The sequence below is a fragment of the Ilumatobacteraceae bacterium genome, from assembly GCA_033344875.1.
Taxonomy (GTDB): Bacteria; Actinomycetota; Acidimicrobiia; order Acidimicrobiales; family Ilumatobacteraceae; genus Ilumatobacter.
Genome location: JAWPMO010000001.1, coordinates 3,363,214 through 3,379,201 on the forward strand (window position 1 = coordinate 3,363,214; position 15,988 = coordinate 3,379,201).

A 15,988-nucleotide genomic window follows, 5' to 3' on the forward strand; every position below is an offset into this window, starting at 1 on the left:
GTACCGTAGCATTCTCCGCGGTGACGAGAATTGAGCAAAGGTGGTCAAGTGACACGTGGCACACAACGAACGGTCCGTGACACCGCTCTCGAACTCCTCATCGCCCAAGGCGTGGCTGGATTCAGCATCGAGGAGATCCACCGCCGATGCGGAGTCGCGAAAACCACCATCTACCGCTACTGGCCAAGCGTCCACGACCTCCTCATCGACACCGTCGACAGCCAGATCCAACACCTACCGACACCTGACACCGGCACACTCCGATCCGACCTCGGCGCTCTCTTCGGACAAGTGATGTCCATGCCCGAACTCGCCTCCAAGCGACGCATGATGCTCGGACTCTTCCAAGCCGCCACCGACGACCCGCCGCTGCGTGACGCTCTCAACGCACTCACCACGAAACGATCCGAACCGGTCCGCAACGTGCTCCGCCAGGCCCGACAACGCGGCGAACTCCGCGACGAGATCGACATCGATCACGCCGTGAACATCATCGAAGGACCAATCATCTACCGCTACATGGTCCGCGGCGACACCTTCCACCCAGACGACCTCGACGCCATCCTCGACCTCGTCACCGCCGCCGTCACCAAGTGACGCAGTCGCAGAGCAAGCCACGCAGGATCGTTCGCCACGTCCAGCTGGTATCCGGGAGGTCGCACACGTCGTGCTCGCCGGGGCGCTGACAATCTGCGACCACAATCACGAAGCGACCCACGAACTGCTCAGGCCCGTATCAGGCCATCGCCTTCGACCACGCCGACGAGATCGCCACCGCCCTGCGACATTGCTATCCAACCCTGATCAAATGCCAGCAATCATCTCGTGCACCGCAGGAACACTGCAGGGACGGTACCGACCGACCGAACAAACCGGTACGTGTTATCGCAGCGTGGTGGATGCTCGCCATGCGGCAGGGAGCAAGACGCCGGCAAGGATTGCTTTCGCGAGGTCGCCGACCAGGAACGGGGCAACGCCATAGGCGATCGCGCTCGGCTCACCGACCGCCGCGGTGAGCGGAACATCGATCGATGCCGCGAGCCATACCGATCCGCACACGTAGATCACGGCCGTGCCGGCGAGGAACGCCGGCACTGCGGTGAACAGGTGTCGGTCCTGACCGTGCTCCGACATGAACCCGATCACACCGGCCGCGATGACGAACCCGACGAAGTACCCGGCGGTCGATCCGGTCGCGACGTCCCAGCCGCCTTGTCCGTCCGCGTAGAACGGAAGTCCGAGCGCACCGAGCGCGACGTAGAGCAGTTGTGACGATGCCCCCCGGGCGGCGCCGAGCGTTCCGCCGGCCAGGAGCACCGCGAAGGTCTGTCCGGTGACCGGCACGGGCGTGAAACCGAGCGGGATCGAGATCTGGGCTGCGACCGCGGTCAACAACGCGAACCCGGCCACCAACGCAACGTCGACGACTCGACGGCGCGGCATGAGGTCGACAAGCGTCGGTTGTCGGGTCGTGGTATGGAGCGCTGCGGTGGAAGCCATGATGAATCATTCTTGACCAAGTCGGAGGCGCAGCTCAATTCGCGCGCTCGGCGGATTGTTGTTGGTCGTAGATCTTCAGACGGCACGGCGGGACTCCCGCCCAACCACCGTCTCACAATGCGGTATGTTCACTACGATAGTTGAAGGCTCAAACAAATCAAGGGAGACAAACTATGCACGACGAATCCTCCGCTTCTCGACTCGAGCCCGGTCTTTGGCTCGTCGACCCGTCCAGGTCGACCATCGCATTTCGGACCCGAAACGTCATCGGCATGAAGGTCGATGGACGCTTCACCGATGTCGACGGCGCCGTCGAGATCGCCGATGCCGCCGCCAAACCCATGGTCCGAGTGTCGATTCCGGTGAAGGGGGTCGACTCCGGGAGCCGGATGCGTGATCGGGATCTGTTGAAGAAGTCGGTGTTCGATGCCGACCAGTGGCGGGACATCCGCTTCGAGAGCACCGACATCGTTCCCGGTGATCACGGCCGGTTCGCGATGAATGGCACGCTGCGTGTTCGCGACCGGGCCAAGTCCATCGAGCTGGCGGCGACGCAAGCCGAGTCCGGCCCCGGCGAGCACCGCTACGCGGCCACATGCACCGTCAACCCCCGCGACTTCGGCATCACCCACCCGTTCATCCGTCGCGATGTCGAGATCAACGTCGACGTCTGGCTCGAACGGGCCGGCGGGTGAGCGCGGACCGCACCAACGGTCCCAGTAGCGCCCACGGCGACGTCCGATGGCTCGACGCCGACGAGCAGGCCACGTGGCGGGCACTGCTGCTGTGCTCCCAGCTATTGGACGAGGCCCTCGACCGCCAGCTCCAACGCGACTCGGGACTGGCCCACAGCCACTACGCCATCCTCGCCGCGCTCTCGGAGGCCGCCCACTCCGCGATGCGAATGAACGAGCTGGCCTCGGTGCTTCGCTTCTCCTCCAGCCGGATGACCCACGCCATCACCAGCCTCGAACGCAAGGGATGGGTCACCCGCACCCGCTGCCCCGAAGACGGCCGCGGTCAACACGCGGCCCTCACCGACCGGGGCAGGCTGGTGCTCGAACAGACCGCGCCCGGACACGTCACCGAAGTCCGTCGCTGTGTCTTCGACCGCCTGACCCCGACCCGGCAACACCAACTGCGCGACATCTGTACCGCCATCCTCGACGGCCTCGACCCATAGCTCATCGTGCCGAAGTCGTATCGGCCGCGTCGGCGGGGCGGCGACCTCTACCGGGTGCGCCGCGCCGACCTGGCACCCGACGAGGTCGACGGGGTGCCGGTCGTCGCGCCAGCGGTGGCAATCCGCGACGCGATCGGGGATGATGCCGGTGCCGACTTCGTCGAACAGACGATCCGACGCGCCGAGGCACGCGAGCTGATCGGACGCCAGACCACCGCACGTCTGGCGGTTGCGCTCTACGACCGCGGCGCAACGCCCACGAAGCGGCCGACGACGAGATGAGCGAGCAACGCCGCCCCGGCGACCTGTCACACCTCGAACGGCTGATCGACCGCTGGTCGAACGCCGACTTGGAGGACCGCTCATCGGCCGGGCGGGGCATGCTCGGGGGTCTACAGGGTCGGCGAGTAGTAGACTTGCACACATGTCGGTGACGACGCTCGATGCCCGCGACGAGTTGCTCGGTTACGTCCACGACTACCTGAGCGCGGCCGCCAAATCCGGCGCCGGTGATCTTGGTCGGCTCGACTTCGTGTCGTCGTGGGAGCCGGCGCTTCGTAGCCGGTTCCTGGAAGGGATGGCCGAGGCCCTCAAGGCGAGTATCGAGGCGGACGACCTGGCTCCGGTCGAGGCCTACGTCCGCCTGATGCGGCGCGGGGGCGACCCAATCGCGCCGCAGTTCGATCCGTCGTTCGTCGATCGGGTGGGAAGCGAACTGCGAGCTCGAACCAGGCGGTGACTCTCGAGCTGGTCGAGCTCGGGCCGACCAACTTTGACTTGCTCGACGCCATCGAAAGAACTCCCGAGCCGACCGATGAGTGGGTTCGCGAGGTCGAGGACTTCATCCTCGGCCCGGCCGTGCGCACCCACCTGGACGAACCGGCGAGCTTCATCGTGGCGGTGAAGATCGACGGCGATGTGCGCGGCGCAGTCGTGCACCACCAGCTGGTCGAGTACCCGGGCTCGGAGTACATCAGCGCCGTGCTGATCGACCACCGCAGCCGTGGGCGGGGACACGGAAGATCGCTCGTCGAGGCCGTCGTGCAGCATGCAACCGGCGCGAGCGGACGTTCCTACGCCGTTTGGGCAGTGCATCCGGGCAACGCCGTCATGCTCGAACTGTCAGCTGCTGTCGGCGAGGAGTTCGCCGTCGACGGGCAAACGGGATATCGCTTCCTTGTTGCACCGTGACGCGGCCACCATCCGGTGGCCCGAGGTTTAGGCGGTGCCGCGGTGGAGGGCGTCGAGGCGGTCGGCGACTTGCTCACTGCGTCCGGGCATCAGCTTGCCGTACTGATCGAGTGTCATGGCCGCCGATGCGTGGCCGAGCATGTCTTGAAGAACCTTCACGTCGGCTCCGGCCGCTATCGCGAGTGACGCGCAGGTGTGTCGCAGGTCGTGCACGCGAAGACCAGTGAACCCGGCCTTGCGCACAGCCGGCTGCCAGACCCGGTGCCGGAAGTTGTGGATCTGCAATGGCGTGCTCCCGGGCGAAGCGAACACGAATGCGCCGCGCTCGCTCGGTGACTGCGTCGCGCCGAACCGTGCGTGCACCCCGAGCACGTCGGCGACGAACCGGGGCATGACGATCGTCCGATAGCTCGCCGTGGTCTTGAGCGGTGCGAGCTGCTGCTCGTCGGTGCCGAGTTGGTTCTCGACGGTGATGCGGCGTTGCAGCATGTCGACGTCGCTCCACCGCAGCCCGGCGAGTTCTCCGAGGCGAAGACCGCAGTACGCGCCGACCAACACGAACGCGCGGTAGCTCGGGTTGATGGTGTCAGCGAGGTCCTCGACTTCAGCCTGGGTGAGGAACCGCATCGGAACCCTCAACGGCTTGGGCGGCTTGATCGGGCCGAGCGGATTCTTCGCCAACCGCTCGTCCTCGACCGCGGCTCGCAGCAACGCGTTGAGCGTCCGGTACACCTGGTTCACCGTCGTTGGCGAAAGGTTGCGCTGCTCATCGGCCGACAGCTCGGCGATCCAGTGTCGCAGCGCCTCGGTCGTGATGGCTCCGAGCGCCATCGGGCCGAGTTCGATGTCGCCGACCTTCGCCAGGATGTGGAGACGGAGGTTGCCTTCGTAAATGCGCCGAGTGCTCTTGCGGAGGTCGACGCGCGTGCGCAGCCAGTGGTGCGCGTACTCGGCCAACGTGACGCGACCGGCCGACGGGTCGAACCACTGCCCTTTCGATCGGTCGGCGAGTTGGTTGGTGCGCCAGTTCTTCGCGGCTGTCAGGGTCGGGAAGTACTTGGCGTGCTCCTTGCCGTCGGCTCCGTAGCAGCGCGCCTTGTATGTGACCTTCGGCGCACCACGAGGTTCGCCGTGCTCGTCGAAGCGCACGACGGTGCGCTTCCAGATGCCTGGGTGCGCCGTGGTGTCCAGCGACGTCTCAGCCGGCTTCGCCATCACCAACCTCCTCCAAATCGATGGGGAACTCGTCATTGGTGGGGAACTCGTCGCCCTCGGTTCGGGCTCGCGACGTCAGGAACCCGCGGGCACCGAACTCGAGGATGTCGTTGCCCAGCTCTTGGAGTAGTCGTGCGAGCGGGTTGAGCTGGTCGTCGTACTTCGACTCGAGTTGGTAGAGACGTTGCAGCCGCCACTCGCGGAATCGTCGGAACCAGCCCGGGGGCCCGGCGATGAACCCGGGCGCGAGATCGCCGTCTTCGGCGCCGGTCAACTCGCCGATCGCCTCGTCGAACGCCGCAACCTGATCGTTGGTGCCGATCAAGCTGAGTGGCAGTGCATTGACTTCGTACCGGCTATCACGCATGAGCTCCGACTGCATGCCCGGCGGTGGGATGAAGAAGTAGGCGATCGGCACGTCGAGCACGAGGGACAGCAGGTAGAGCTCTTGAGCGTCGAACATCCGCTGCTTGTCGCCGTCCCAACGCTCCATCGCGCCGATCGACGACTGCGGCAGGATGTGGCCGGTGAGCTGGCCGAGTTCCCGGGCGAACTCCTGCTGTGTGTACCCCTTGCGCTCGCGCGCAGACCGGATGCGATACGACACGACCGAGTTGGCATTCAGCCCCTTGTCGGCGTCCGGGTGCCGGTCGACGGTGTTCGACTTGCGAGATCTGGCCATCTAGCGATCATCTCCACAGAAGTATGGTTGACATCAATACGACGATATACGTAACATCTTCCCTGTGTTGGGTAACCCTCTCGGAATAGTATCAGACTGGAACGAGATGCCGGTCACGATGTCCGTTGCTCAGGCGGGCAAGCTCCTGTTCGGCTACGAGAAGTCCAAGTCGTACGCACTCGCGAAGACCGGCGAGATCCCCACTCGCCGACTCGCGGGCAGCAGCAAGCAGATCGTGTTCCGAGACGACCTGCGCGCCAAGCACGACCCGAACTTCCCCGGCGTCGCTGCGGCGTAGGGAAGTGCTCCGATGATTCGGCGTCACCTGCCGTCGTCCCGCATGCGCCGTCGGCGTCGCCCGTCGTGCTTGTTGTCGGCAGCCGAGCAGAGCGGCGCCACGCCCGACTACTCGATCGACGAGCTGGCGCGGATTTACCCGGACGTGATCTTCCAGACGGCGGCAGCGGCGGCCGCCGACGCGGACATGCACTTCTACGACGCCGCAGTCGTGTGGCGTCTGCCGTGTGCCGCGTACGTCTGGACGCCCGCCGACGACTCGCGGGTCGTGTCGGTTGCCGGTCTCATCCCGCTCTCGCAGCTGTGGTTCGCCGAGGCGTACGACCGTCTCGACCGTGAGTTCGCCGTGGACGCGATCGGCCCCCAGGAAGTGCTGTGGCGCGACTGCGGCGGCGGGGAGTGGCAACGTGCGGAGTGACGTGACCGTCGTCGAACCGGCGCTTGGTGTCGTTGATCCCGCCGCCGTTGCGGGTACTCGTCGACCCGTCCGTCTGGGCGTGCCGCGTGCATCGGCCATCGTCGCTACGCCTCCCCGGTTCGGCCCCGCCTCGATTCGACTCCGGGCGCTGTAGGTCGGCCATCATGTGCAGTCAGGCTCGTGATCACCGCCCGTTTTTTGGTCACACACTGGCACTATCAGTGCAGAGGCGGCGGTTGCGCCGCCGTTCGGTGCGGTCGCCCCGCACTGGTGCTGGCTCCCGAGAGGCTCCGACGTGGTCGCCTCGGTAGGCCGGATCACGGCCGGGACGGGCTACGAGTACCTCACTCGTGAGGTAGCCACGTCGAAGCACGACTACTACACCGGCGCCGGCGAGACGCCGGGTAAATGGGCGGGGCGAGGCGCCGCGCTGCTCGGGCTCGCGGGTGAGGTGGACGCCGACGACATGGCTGCGCTGTACGGACGGTTCGTGGTGCCGTCGACCGCCGGCGGGACGCGGCTGTCATCGGGACGATGGCTGCACGAGCAGATTCTTGGCCGCAAGGTATCGCCGCGCGTCCGTCCTGACGGAACCGTTGCCGAGCCGATCGCCGCGTTCGACGTGACGTTCTCGCCGTCGAAGTCGGTGTCGTTGCTCTGGGCGCTCACGTCGCGTCCCGAAGTGCAAGCAGCCGTTCTCGCCGCCCACGACGAGGCCGTGACGGTCGCGCTGGAGTACCTCGACCACCACGCAGGGCACACCCGTTCGGGTTCGGGCGGAGTGCGCAAGGTGCACGGGGACGGGTTCGTCATCACCCACTTCCGTCATCGCACGGCGCGCTCGACAACGCCCGGCGAGCGCGTCGGCGATCCTCAACTGCACTCGCACTGCGCGATCTTGAATCGGGTTCGCGGCGTCGACGGGAAGTGGCGCACGCTCGACTCCAAGGCGATCTACCGGCACGCTCACGCAGCGGGTGCGGTGTACGGCGCGCACCTCGAACGGCTCCTGACCGAACGGCTCGGCGTGGCCTGGGAGACCCCGGACGGACGCGTTCCGATGCGCGAGATCGCGGGGATACCCTCCGCGTTGCGAGCCCGGTTCTCGACCCGCCGCGCCGATGTGCTCGCCACCTACGACCGGCTCGAAGCGCAGTGGCGTGACGTCCACGGACGTAGCCCGACCACCGCCGAACGGGCCGAGCTGCACCAGCAGGCGACGCTGCGGTCGCGCAACCCCAAGGCCGGAGGCGTCTCCGACCTGCATACCCGATGGCGCGCCGAGTGCACCGGTGCCGAGTTGGCAGACGTGGACGCCACCGTCGCGCGAGGACGAATGGCCGAGCGGATGGCGGCGGATGGAGGTCGCATCCCATCGGCGAGCAACGAGTTGACTGGCGCGGTGTTCGACCGCCTCCATCAGCAGCGTTCATGGTGGACGCGAGCTCACATCGCCCATGAGGTCGCGGACCTGATCGCCGAACCGACGCTCGAAGCGATCGAGGTCGAGACGGAGCGGATCGCCCAACTCTGTGTCCCGCTCGAGCGCGACGATGACGTCGAGTACGCCGACCACGACGCCTCCAAGCTCACCTCGACGACGATCTTCGACGCCGAGCACAGGGTGCTGACCGCCGCCGGCAACACCACGACCATTGTGGTCCCCGCCAAGCCTGCGGCCGAACTCGGCGACGACCAGGCCGCCGCCGTGCGCGCACTGTGCGCCGGCGACCGCCAGGTGCAGACTGTGGTCGGCCCGGCCGGCGCCGGCAAGACGACCATGCTGCGTTCCGTCGCCGACTCGTGGGCGGCCGTCGATCGCGAGGTGACCGTGCTCGCGTTGTCGGCCGCGGCGGGCCGCGTGGTCACGAACGAAACCGGCCTGCCTGCCCACACAATCGCCTCATGGCGAATCGGCCAGGTCGTCCTGCCTCGCGGTGGCTTGGTGATCGTCGACGAAGCATCGATGGTGCCGACCCTGACGCTCGACCAACTCGTCCGAGTCGCGAGCGCCCACAACACCCGCGTGGCGTTGCTCGGCGACTACGCCCAGATGGGCTCGCCCGAATCGGGGGGTTTGCTGCGCGACTTGGCCGCCAAGCCGAGCGCGGTCGAACTCGTCGCCGTGCGCCGCTTCCGGGAGGAGTGGGAGCGAACGGCATCGAAGCGACTCCGGGCTCACGATCCCAAGGTCGCAGCCGAGTACGAGGAGCGTGGGCGGATCGTCGGAACGCTCGCCACGCAGGCCACCGTGTCCGTATGTGACGCCTGGTTCGCCGACAACGTCGACGGCCTCGACAGCGTGATCGTCGTCGAAACCGAAGCTGCCGCGGCAGCACTGTCCGGCCGCTGCCAGGAGCTGCTGCGGGTCGGTGATCGGCTCGGCGAACGCGTCGCCGACGCGTGCGGCGACGGCAACCCGCTCCATCTCGGCGACATGATCCAGACCCGCCGCAACACCCGCGAACTCGCCACCAGCGACCGCACCCGTGTCCTGAACCGCGACGTGTGGCGCATCACCGGACGCTCCGCCAACGGCGAGATCCAGGCGGTCAGTCTGACCCGCCGGGCCACTGTGACGCTCACTCGTGAGTACGTCACCGCCGACGTGGTGCTGGCCTACGCCACCACGATCGCTGGCGCCCAGGGCCGAACCACCGACACCGGTCACGTTGTCGTGACGCCGCGCACGTCGAGCGCTGCCGTCTACGTCGGTATGACCCGAGGACGACGCCGCAACACCGCCCACGTCATCACCGACGGCCACGACCACGCCGAACTCGATCTCGGCGATCGCACCGCGACTCAGGCGTTCGCCGACGCGATCACGCGGACCGGCGACGGTCAACGCTCCGCCCACAGCGTCCGCGCCGACTGGAAGATTGGCACGCCAGCACGCCAAGCCGGTCGCGCTGACGACCGTCGCACCCGAGCAGCGGAAGACTGGTGGGAGCGAATCCGACCCCAACTTCCACCCGCCGTCGCGACCGCTCTCAACGGCCACGACCACGAAGTGATCGCCGCCCTCGCTCACAGCACCAGCGATCACTACCGCCGCCAGTCGGTACGCGTTGCGATTCGCTCAACCCGTTGGGACCACCCCAACGCTGGGGGGAACTTCGTCCGTAGGCTCGCTGCGATAACACGCCCCGCGACACAGAATCCGTCGCCGGGCTTGTCGTACCACCGGCCTATCGGCCCTGAATACGGCCGATAGGCCACCGACGGTCCTCCTGCACCCGCTCCGTAGGCTGATCAGCGTGGTCGGCCCGACGCGCACCGTTGACAACGACGAGTTCCGTGCCATGTTGCGTCCGTTCACGAGCGCCTTGTCCGACTATGCCGTCGCCATGTCGCGTCACCCTGACGGTCACGGTCACCTCCCGGCCGCAACGTCCACGGCAATGCGCGAACTCGCAGCCGAGCAGCGCTGGGGAACTCCCGAATGGAGCGAGCCGGCACGCAATGCCCACAACTACGGCATGATGCTCGCCTATGTGACTGCTGAGCACCTGGCCGCGATCGCCGCCATCATCGACGCCAGCCAGGTCGGACCGCGGTTCGCGTATCTCCCACCCGTGCGGGCGATCATGGAGACCGCGCCGATCGCCCGCTGGCTCCTCGAGCCCTCCGTCGGAGTCGACACGAGAATCCGGCGGAGCATCGCCTACCGCCTCGAGTCAGCGAACCAGCAGGGTCGTCTGCGCGAGGTTCCCGACGCCGCCGACGCCAAGGAGCGAACCCGCGCCGCCTGCCACGCCTACGCCACCCGGCACGGCTGGGCGGTCACCGGCACATCGACCGGAAAGCCCGTGATCGACGGCGAAGCGCTTCCCCATCCGGCCGACGGCTTCTCGCAGGTCGCTTTCGGCAACGACGGCGACGGACTCGACCCGACCCTGTGGGGCGTCCTGTCGGCGACCAGCCACGGAACCTGGTACGCCGTCAGCGCAGGAATGCTCGAGCGCATGCAGCGCACCGATCCATTCGACCCGAACGGAGGCATGGCCCCGATCGTTGTTGAGTCGCAGCAGCTCTACCTCTACGGACTGATGGCCTACTACGCGTGCGACGCGGTGACGATCGCCCGGGCAGACCTGATGGGGTGGCCCGACACCGACGAACTCGCCGACGCCCGGCGACGGCTGCGCGACATCAGTCGCAGCTTCGCCGACCAGCTCAGGGACGCCGGATTCGACGATCCACAATGATGCCTGGTTGACCGGACAGCACGAAGCCCGGCTCGAAACCGAATGCGAGCAAATCAGACAACGAGGCTTGCGTCGGTCAGTCGTCGGGCTCGGTGATTGATCGAAGGTGTTCGTTGAAGTCCTCGACGATCTGGTCCGTCTTGTAGTCCGCCCAGCGGTGGAGGCCTTCGTTAAACGCGGCGGGGGCGAGTAGTAAGACAGCGAGCAGCACGGCACCTGCGCCGTTGCTCACCAGCTGAGTGATTCGAAGTCTCGGGGGTAGAAGTTCAAGTTGGTCAAGGAGCCACAGAGCGACAAGCACCGCTCCAGCGGCTACGGAGAGTGTGATGGCGATCATGATCGATGCGATCCCCTGAGGGGTGAGGCCGAAGCCCCACCCCTCATCGGGTCAGCTCACGCGTGCTGCGTAAGCTTCCACGTGACCGCCTGGTTGTTGTACGGGGGCATGGTGTTGCCCTTGGCGATCGGGGCCGTCGTTGACGGCGTGCCGACCACCTTCCAGACACCACTCTCAGGGCAGGTCTGGCCCGTTCGGGCGGTGGTTCCAATGGGGTGTTTGGTGCGCATGTTCACGCTGATGAACCTCCTTGGGTTCGTTTGTGTGCGGCACGCACCGAATCAGGAGGCCGACCAAACCCATCAGCGCTACATCAAGTAGCGTCTGACTTGCAAGTGGTCGTGAGCCAGTCTCTCGATCCAGCCATGCCCCGGTCCCGGCAAGGATCGGGGCATGTTGCGTGAGGAGGGAGTTGCTTGCCTCCTGGCCGTCAGATTATTCGATGGGTGTCACGGGATCGGGTGATCCACAACGACTTCATTTAGCACCACGCGCGCAGCACGCTGGATCATCGCGCGCCGTTGTGCTCGCATCGCGCGCAAGATGATTGCACTACGCTCGCGTAGTTACTACGATGTAGTTCATGGCCCACGAGAAGAAGCGCACAGCGACCGCAATCCGCTTTCCACAGCAGCTGCATGACGATCTCGTCAAGGCTGCGGACGAGCGCGGGCTGTCGGTGAACTTCCTCGTCACTGAGGCCGTAAAGGAGTTCCTGCCTCGGTTGACGCCCGTCGAGGAGTTCTCGCTGACGCGTTCGGCATAGCCAAGAAAGATAGAGCCCCGTGGCGTGGTGGGGATTCGTAGGTCCACCAGCCGGTGAGCCATCGGCGTGATCCTTGGTGTGTTCCGCAAGAACCCACCGAAGGAGAACACACCGATGGCTCTGTCTGAGTCTGCCCTGTCCGAACTTCTTGTCGCGCTCACCGATCGAGAACGCGGCGTCGACCTGGTCCGTGAGTTGGCCGAGTACCTGGCACAAGAACTGATCGAGGTCCAAGCCACCCAGGCGATCGGCGCCGGCCGCTACGAACGATCCGATGAGCGGGTGACCGAACGCAACGGACACCGCGACCGCGTCTTGACGACGAAGGCCGGCGATCTCGAGTTGGCGATCCCGAAGCTGCGCAAGGGCAGCTTCTTCCCGTCGATCCTCGAACCACGCCGTCGGATCGACCAGGCCCTGTACGCGGTCGTGATGGAGGCGTACGTGTCGGGGGTGTCGACCCGCTCGGTCGACGCGTTGGTCGAGTCGATGGGCGCCGCGTCGGGGATCTCCAAGTCGGAGGTCTCCCGGATCTGTGCCGGGCTCGACGAACGTGTCACGGCGTTCCGCAACCGCACGCTCGGCCACACCGAGTTCCCGTACGTGTACCTCGACGCGATCTACGTCCATGTGCGTGACGACGCCCTCGGCCAGGTCGTGTCGCGGGCGATCGTCGTGGCGACCGGGGTGACCGCCCAGGGCGGCCGTGAGGTGCTCGGCGTCGACGTTGGCGACTCGGAGGCCGAGACGTTCTGGACTGCGTTCTTGCGCTCGCTCAAGGCCCGAGGACTCAGCGGTGTGCGCCTCGTCATCTCCGACGCACACGAGGGCCTACGCGCGGCGATCCGCAAGAACCTGCAGGGCGCGAGTTGGCAACGCTGCCGCGTTCACTACGTCCGGAACCTGATGGCACCGGTGCCCAAAGCTCATCAGGAGATGGTCGCCGCCGCGTTCCGGTCGATCTTCACGCTGACCACCCCCGCCGACGTCGCGGCACGCTGGGACGAGGTCGCGGTCATGCTCACCGACCGGTTCCCCAAGGCCGGCGCACTCATGGACTCGGCCAAGACCGACGTGCTCGCGTTCACCGCGTTCCCGAAAGAGCACTGGCGCCAGATCTGGTCGAACAACCCGTTGGAGCGACTCAACAAGGAGATCCGCCGCCGCACCAACGTGGTCGGCATCTTCCCCAACGACCTCGCCGTGATCCGCCTCGTCGGCGCCGTGCTCGCCGACCAGCACGACGAGTGGGCCGTCGCCCGCCGCTACTTCTCTGAAGCCTCGATGGCCAAGCTCTACGCCGTGCGCGATACTGACCCCGCCGTCACCGCCGAGCTCGAGCCCGGCTCCTGACGGCCACCAGGGATCGCGTCACGCGAACCCCACCACTCCGCGGGACTCATACGCCAAGAAATACGCATCCATCTCACTCCACGGGCTGGTGGCCACAGCCCTACGGCCTTGCCTCATGTGCACCGACGAACGCTGGTCAACGCTGGAAATCTCCCAGTGATCAAGTTCTAGCGTCCTCCCGCGCTCGCTGGCTATGGCGGCTTGACAATGAAGAACGCTCTCGACGTAGACCGCTGCCCGAGCAGCGATGTGCCGATACTTGGAACACGCTGTCGACCTCGGTGCGCCCGTGCGCAGCAGTGTCGTCGGGGGTCGTCACAGAGCGATGGCGACCGGCTGGAGGCGAGCCATGAGGTCGTGGGGCCCTCGCTGAGGGACCAACCGAGTTGGGTGCCATCTCCTGCTCCTCAACCACAGCGATACCCCGAGCTCGTCCCCGGTGACGAACATCCAGGCCAGCTTGTTCTTTCGCGACCACGACCCCAGGCAGGCTCGTCGGCAACAGCGCTACATCAGTGGCGTTCGAGGGGGTGACGGTTGCGTCTGGACCCTCAGAAAGGCCGTGCGGACAGATAACGGACAAATCCGCAAATCGCCCGTCCAGACACGTCGAAGCCCCTGGCAGATCTAGCGATCTACCAGGGGCTTCTCGAGTGGTCGAGCGGGGCGTCGATCCCCGGACCCCACGCTTTTCAGGCGTGTGCTCTGCCAACTGAGCTACTCGACCGTGTGACCGGGCGTGGTGAACGCCCGGTGATAATGCACAGGGCCGCCTTGCGGCGGCCCTGTAGCGGTCCCGACGGGACTTGAACCCGCGACCTCCGGCTTGACAGGCCGGCGTGAACTCCAGACTTCACCACGGGACCTGGAGGTTGTATTGCGCACCCCCAACGGGATTCGAACCCGTGCCGCCACCTTGAAAGGGTGGTGTCCTAGGCCACTAGACGATGGGGGCAGGAACTTCGACTCGTTGAGAGCGACGAAAACCTATCACCAGCGTAGGAGTGTTCCACCCTTTCTTCCACCTTCCGTGTTCGGCGCCGCTCCACGGCCAGTCCCACGGAAAGTGTTCGAGCCGCTACGCCCCGTCAGACTTCTGCCAAATATGTCAATTGGATGACGGTGACGTTGCGCTCGAATGACGCCGTCTGCCAGAGTGTCGACCCACGGGCGCGAACCGGAGAGCCACGCCACATGCCGACACCCACCTCACGTCTCGTTCGCACCCGATGCGCCACCGCCCTCGGTGTCATCGCGCTCGTGGCCACGGTCGCGCTGGCGCCCGGTCAACCGGCGACCGCCGGCAACTCGACGGTCGACGGTCGCGATGCGGGTGGCGGTCTGCGGCCTGCCGGCAGCGTGTTGGAGTTGGATGTGACGGGGCGCGGCGGGAGTGCGTCGGATGCGTCGGCGGTGGCGTTGAACCTGACGGCGACCGAGACCGGTGGTGCGGGGTTCGCCACGGTGTACCCGTGTGGTTCGTCGCGTCCTGAGGCGTCGACGATCAATTACGGGTCGGGCGCGACGATCGCGAACGGGATCATCGCCAAGGTCGGTTCCGGTGGCAAGGTCTGCATCTACACGCACGCTCGTGCGCACCTCGTGGTCGACATCGACGGGTACTTCCCGGCGCGCAGCGACTACCGTTCGCTCACGCCCGCCCGACTGCTCGACACCCGCAGCGGGCAGTCCACCATCGACGGCAGCGACGCCGGCGTCGGCGCCCGCCACGGTGGGTCGCTCTACGAACTCGACGTCACCGGCCGCGGCGGCACCGCCTCCAATGCGGCCGCCGTCACGGTCAACCTCACCGCGACCGAGACCAGCGCCCCCGGTTTCGCCACCGTGTTCCCGTGCGGCACCGCACGCCCCGCGTCGTCCACCATCAACTACGCACGCGGCGCCACGATCGCCAACTCGGTCGTCACCAAGGTCGGCGCCGGTGGCAAGGTCTGCATCTACACCCACGCCCGATCGCACTTCGTCGTCGACGTGACCGGCTACTTCCCCTCGGGCAGCGACTACCGACCGCTCGCTCCGGCTCGCCTGCTCGACACCCGCCCCGGCAACTCGACGGTCGACGGTCGCGATGCGGGTGGCGGTCTGCGGCCTGCCGGCAGCGTGTTGGAGTTGGATGTGACGGGGCGCGGCGGGAGTGCGTCGGATGCGTCGGCGGTGGCGTTGAACCTGACGGCGACCGAGACCGGTGGTGCGGGGTTCGCCACGGTGTACCCGTGTGGTTCGTCGCGTCCTGAGGCGTCGACGATCAATTACGGGTCGGGCGCGACGATCGCGAACGGGATCATCGCCAAGGTCGGTTCCGGTGGCAAGGTCTGCATCTACACGCACGCTCGTGCGCACCTCGTGGTCGACATCGACGGGTACTTCCCGGCGCGCAGCGACTACCGGTCGCTCACGCCCGCCCGACTGCTCGACACCCGTCCCGCCACCGCCACCGCACCGGCGCCGAGCGACGCCGCCTCGGCCACGTCGCTCGAGTTGCTGAACCGACTCCGTGCGGCGCACGGCGTCGGCCCGGTCGTGTACGACCCCGGCATGTCCACACAAGCGCTGGCCTGGTCGCAGGAGATGTCGCGCAGCGGCTTCCGCCACAGCGGTGCCGGATACGCCGAGAACATCGCCTGGCACAGCCTCTCGTCGATGAGCGCCGCGGCCGCGGCCACGGCGCTGCACGACATGTGGGTCGACAGTCCCGGTCACTACCGGAACATGCTCGACCCGCGATGGACCCGGATCGGGATCGGGCTCCACGTCGACGGTTCCGGCTGGTACGGCACCCACATGTTCGCCGACTGATCCGCCGCGTCGATCAGC

17 protein-coding genes and 3 tRNA genes are annotated in these 15,988 nt (G+C 66.6%); 13 read left to right on the top strand and 7 right to left on the bottom strand.

Annotated elements, in window-relative coordinates:
• Positions 1-48 precede the first annotated feature (48 nt).
• Positions 49-597, top strand: coding sequence for a TetR/AcrR family transcriptional regulator (locus tag R8G01_15850; GenBank protein MDW3215476.1), 549 nt, complete (start codon positions 49-51; stop codon positions 595-597).
• A gap of 285 nt (positions 598-882) precedes the next feature.
• Here R8G01_15850 and R8G01_15855 read toward each other — a convergent pair whose 3' ends face one another.
• On the bottom strand, positions 883-1,500 hold the full coding sequence (locus tag R8G01_15855; GenBank protein MDW3215477.1) for a biotin transporter BioY: 618 nt from the start codon (positions 1,498-1,500) through the stop codon (positions 883-885).
• Between the two features lie 173 nt (positions 1,501-1,673).
• Between R8G01_15855 and R8G01_15860 the strand changes: the two genes are divergently transcribed.
• The 5 genes from R8G01_15860 to R8G01_15880 all read left to right on the top strand — a co-directional run bounded on the left by R8G01_15860 (position 1,674) and on the right by R8G01_15880 (position 3,874).
• Complete coding sequence (locus tag R8G01_15860) at positions 1,674-2,195, top strand: YceI family protein (protein ID MDW3215478.1); 522 nt, start codon at positions 1,674-1,676, stop codon at positions 2,193-2,195.
• Positions 2,192-2,683: a MarR family transcriptional regulator gene (locus R8G01_15865; GenBank protein MDW3215479.1), complete on the top strand. Its 492-nt coding sequence runs from the start codon at positions 2,192-2,194 to the stop codon at positions 2,681-2,683. Before R8G01_15860 ends, R8G01_15865 begins: the two co-directional genes overlap by 4 nt.
• Positions 2,684-2,689: 6 nt before the next feature.
• Positions 2,690-2,965, top strand: a complete 276-nt coding sequence (locus R8G01_15870) for a hypothetical protein (GenBank protein ID MDW3215480.1) — start codon at positions 2,690-2,692, stop codon at positions 2,963-2,965.
• A 142-nt stretch (positions 2,966-3,107) separates the two neighbouring features.
• Positions 3,108-3,422 (top strand): hypothetical protein, encoded by a 315-nt coding sequence (locus tag R8G01_15875; GenBank protein MDW3215481.1) that lies wholly within the window; start codon positions 3,108-3,110, stop codon positions 3,420-3,422.
• Positions 3,419-3,874 carry a GNAT family N-acetyltransferase gene (locus R8G01_15880; GenBank protein MDW3215482.1) on the top strand — a complete coding sequence of 152 codons (456 nt, stop codon included), beginning with the start codon at positions 3,419-3,421 and terminating at the stop codon, positions 3,872-3,874. Before R8G01_15875 ends, R8G01_15880 begins: the two co-directional genes overlap by 4 nt.
• Positions 3,875-3,901: 27 nt before the next feature.
• On the opposite strand, the gene R8G01_15885 is transcribed toward R8G01_15880, so the two are convergent.
• Positions 3,902-5,089, bottom strand: coding sequence for a tyrosine-type recombinase/integrase (locus R8G01_15885; GenBank protein MDW3215483.1), 1,188 nt, complete (start codon positions 5,087-5,089; stop codon positions 3,902-3,904).
• Entirely contained in the window at positions 5,073-5,771 is a 699-nt protein-coding gene (locus R8G01_15890; GenBank protein ID MDW3215484.1) for a helix-turn-helix transcriptional regulator, read from the bottom strand. The genes R8G01_15885 and R8G01_15890 overlap by 17 nt, the downstream gene beginning before the upstream one ends.
• 106 nt (positions 5,772-5,877) lie before the next feature.
• On the opposite strand from R8G01_15890, the gene R8G01_15895 reads away from it, so the two are divergent.
• The 4 genes from R8G01_15895 (at position 5,878) to R8G01_15910 (ending at position 10,697) form a co-directional block, all read left to right on the top strand.
• Positions 5,878-6,069 (top strand): hypothetical protein, encoded by a 192-nt coding sequence (locus tag R8G01_15895; protein ID MDW3215485.1) that lies wholly within the window; start codon positions 5,878-5,880, stop codon positions 6,067-6,069.
• 12 nt (positions 6,070-6,081) lie between these two features.
• The gene (locus R8G01_15900; protein MDW3215486.1) at positions 6,082-6,486 is read left to right on the top strand and encodes a hypothetical protein; all 405 of its coding nucleotides are present in this window, start codon (positions 6,082-6,084) and stop codon (positions 6,484-6,486) included.
• 295 nt (positions 6,487-6,781) lie between these two features.
• Positions 6,782-9,703, top strand: coding sequence for a MobF family relaxase (gene mobF, locus R8G01_15905; GenBank protein MDW3215487.1), 2,922 nt, complete (start codon positions 6,782-6,784; stop codon positions 9,701-9,703).
• Between the two features lie 187 nt (positions 9,704-9,890).
• Positions 9,891-10,697, top strand: a complete 807-nt coding sequence (locus R8G01_15910; GenBank protein MDW3215488.1) for a hypothetical protein — start codon at positions 9,891-9,893, stop codon at positions 10,695-10,697.
• Between the two features lie 76 nt (positions 10,698-10,773).
• Here R8G01_15910 and R8G01_15915 read toward each other — a convergent pair whose 3' ends face one another.
• Positions 10,774-10,929 (bottom strand): hypothetical protein, encoded by a 156-nt coding sequence (locus R8G01_15915; protein ID MDW3215489.1) that lies wholly within the window; start codon positions 10,927-10,929, stop codon positions 10,774-10,776.
• A gap of 688 nt (positions 10,930-11,617) precedes the next feature.
• On the opposite strand from R8G01_15915, the gene R8G01_15920 reads away from it, so the two are divergent.
• Both R8G01_15920 and R8G01_15925 read left to right on the top strand, forming a co-directional pair.
• Positions 11,618-11,800, top strand: a complete 183-nt coding sequence (locus tag R8G01_15920) for a hypothetical protein (GenBank protein ID MDW3215490.1) — start codon at positions 11,618-11,620, stop codon at positions 11,798-11,800.
• 120 nt (positions 11,801-11,920) lie between these two features.
• Positions 11,921-13,153 (top strand): IS256 family transposase, encoded by a 1,233-nt coding sequence (locus tag R8G01_15925; GenBank protein MDW3215491.1) that lies wholly within the window; start codon positions 11,921-11,923, stop codon positions 13,151-13,153.
• A gap of 654 nt (positions 13,154-13,807) precedes the next feature.
• Here the strand turns inward: R8G01_15925 and R8G01_15930 are convergent.
• From R8G01_15930 to R8G01_15940, 3 genes are all read right to left on the bottom strand, one after another.
• Positions 13,808-13,880: transfer RNA gene (locus R8G01_15930), tRNA-Phe, on the bottom strand.
• A 64-nt stretch (positions 13,881-13,944) separates the two neighbouring features.
• A tRNA-Asp gene (locus R8G01_15935) sits at positions 13,945-14,019 on the bottom strand.
• Between the two features lie 16 nt (positions 14,020-14,035).
• A tRNA-Glu gene (locus R8G01_15940) sits at positions 14,036-14,108 on the bottom strand.
• Between the two features lie 239 nt (positions 14,109-14,347).
• Here R8G01_15940 and R8G01_15945 point away from each other — a divergent pair.
• The gene (locus R8G01_15945; GenBank protein ID MDW3215492.1) at positions 14,348-15,970 is read left to right on the top strand and encodes a CAP domain-containing protein; all 1,623 of its coding nucleotides are present in this window, start codon (positions 14,348-14,350) and stop codon (positions 15,968-15,970) included.
• Positions 15,971-15,988 lie beyond the last annotated feature (18 nt).

Excerpts from the sequence above, each read along its gene's own strand:
- R8G01_15855 (MDW3215477.1), bottom strand. The coding sequence starts at position 1,500 with ATGGCTTCCACCGCAGCGCTCCATACCACGACCCGACAACCGACGCTT.
- R8G01_15860 (MDW3215478.1), top strand. The coding sequence starts at position 1,674 with ATGCACGACGAATCCTCCGCTTCTCGACTCGAGCCCGGTCTTTGGCTC.
- R8G01_15875 (MDW3215481.1), top strand. The coding sequence starts at position 3,108 with ATGTCGGTGACGACGCTCGATGCCCGCGACGAGTTGCTCGGTTACGTC.
- R8G01_15885 (MDW3215483.1), bottom strand. The coding sequence starts at position 5,089 with ATGGCGAAGCCGGCTGAGACGTCGCTGGACACCACGGCGCACCCAGGC.
- R8G01_15890 (MDW3215484.1), bottom strand. The coding sequence starts at position 5,771 with ATGGCCAGATCTCGCAAGTCGAACACCGTCGACCGGCACCCGGACGCC.
- R8G01_15895 (MDW3215485.1), top strand. The coding sequence starts at position 5,878 with ATGCCGGTCACGATGTCCGTTGCTCAGGCGGGCAAGCTCCTGTTCGGC.
- R8G01_15900 (MDW3215486.1), top strand. The coding sequence starts at position 6,082 with ATGATTCGGCGTCACCTGCCGTCGTCCCGCATGCGCCGTCGGCGTCGC.
- R8G01_15910 (MDW3215488.1), top strand. The coding sequence starts at position 9,891 with ATGCGCGAACTCGCAGCCGAGCAGCGCTGGGGAACTCCCGAATGGAGC.
- R8G01_15920 (MDW3215490.1), top strand. The coding sequence starts at position 11,618 with ATGGCCCACGAGAAGAAGCGCACAGCGACCGCAATCCGCTTTCCACAG.
- R8G01_15945 (MDW3215492.1), top strand. The coding sequence starts at position 14,348 with ATGCCGACACCCACCTCACGTCTCGTTCGCACCCGATGCGCCACCGCC.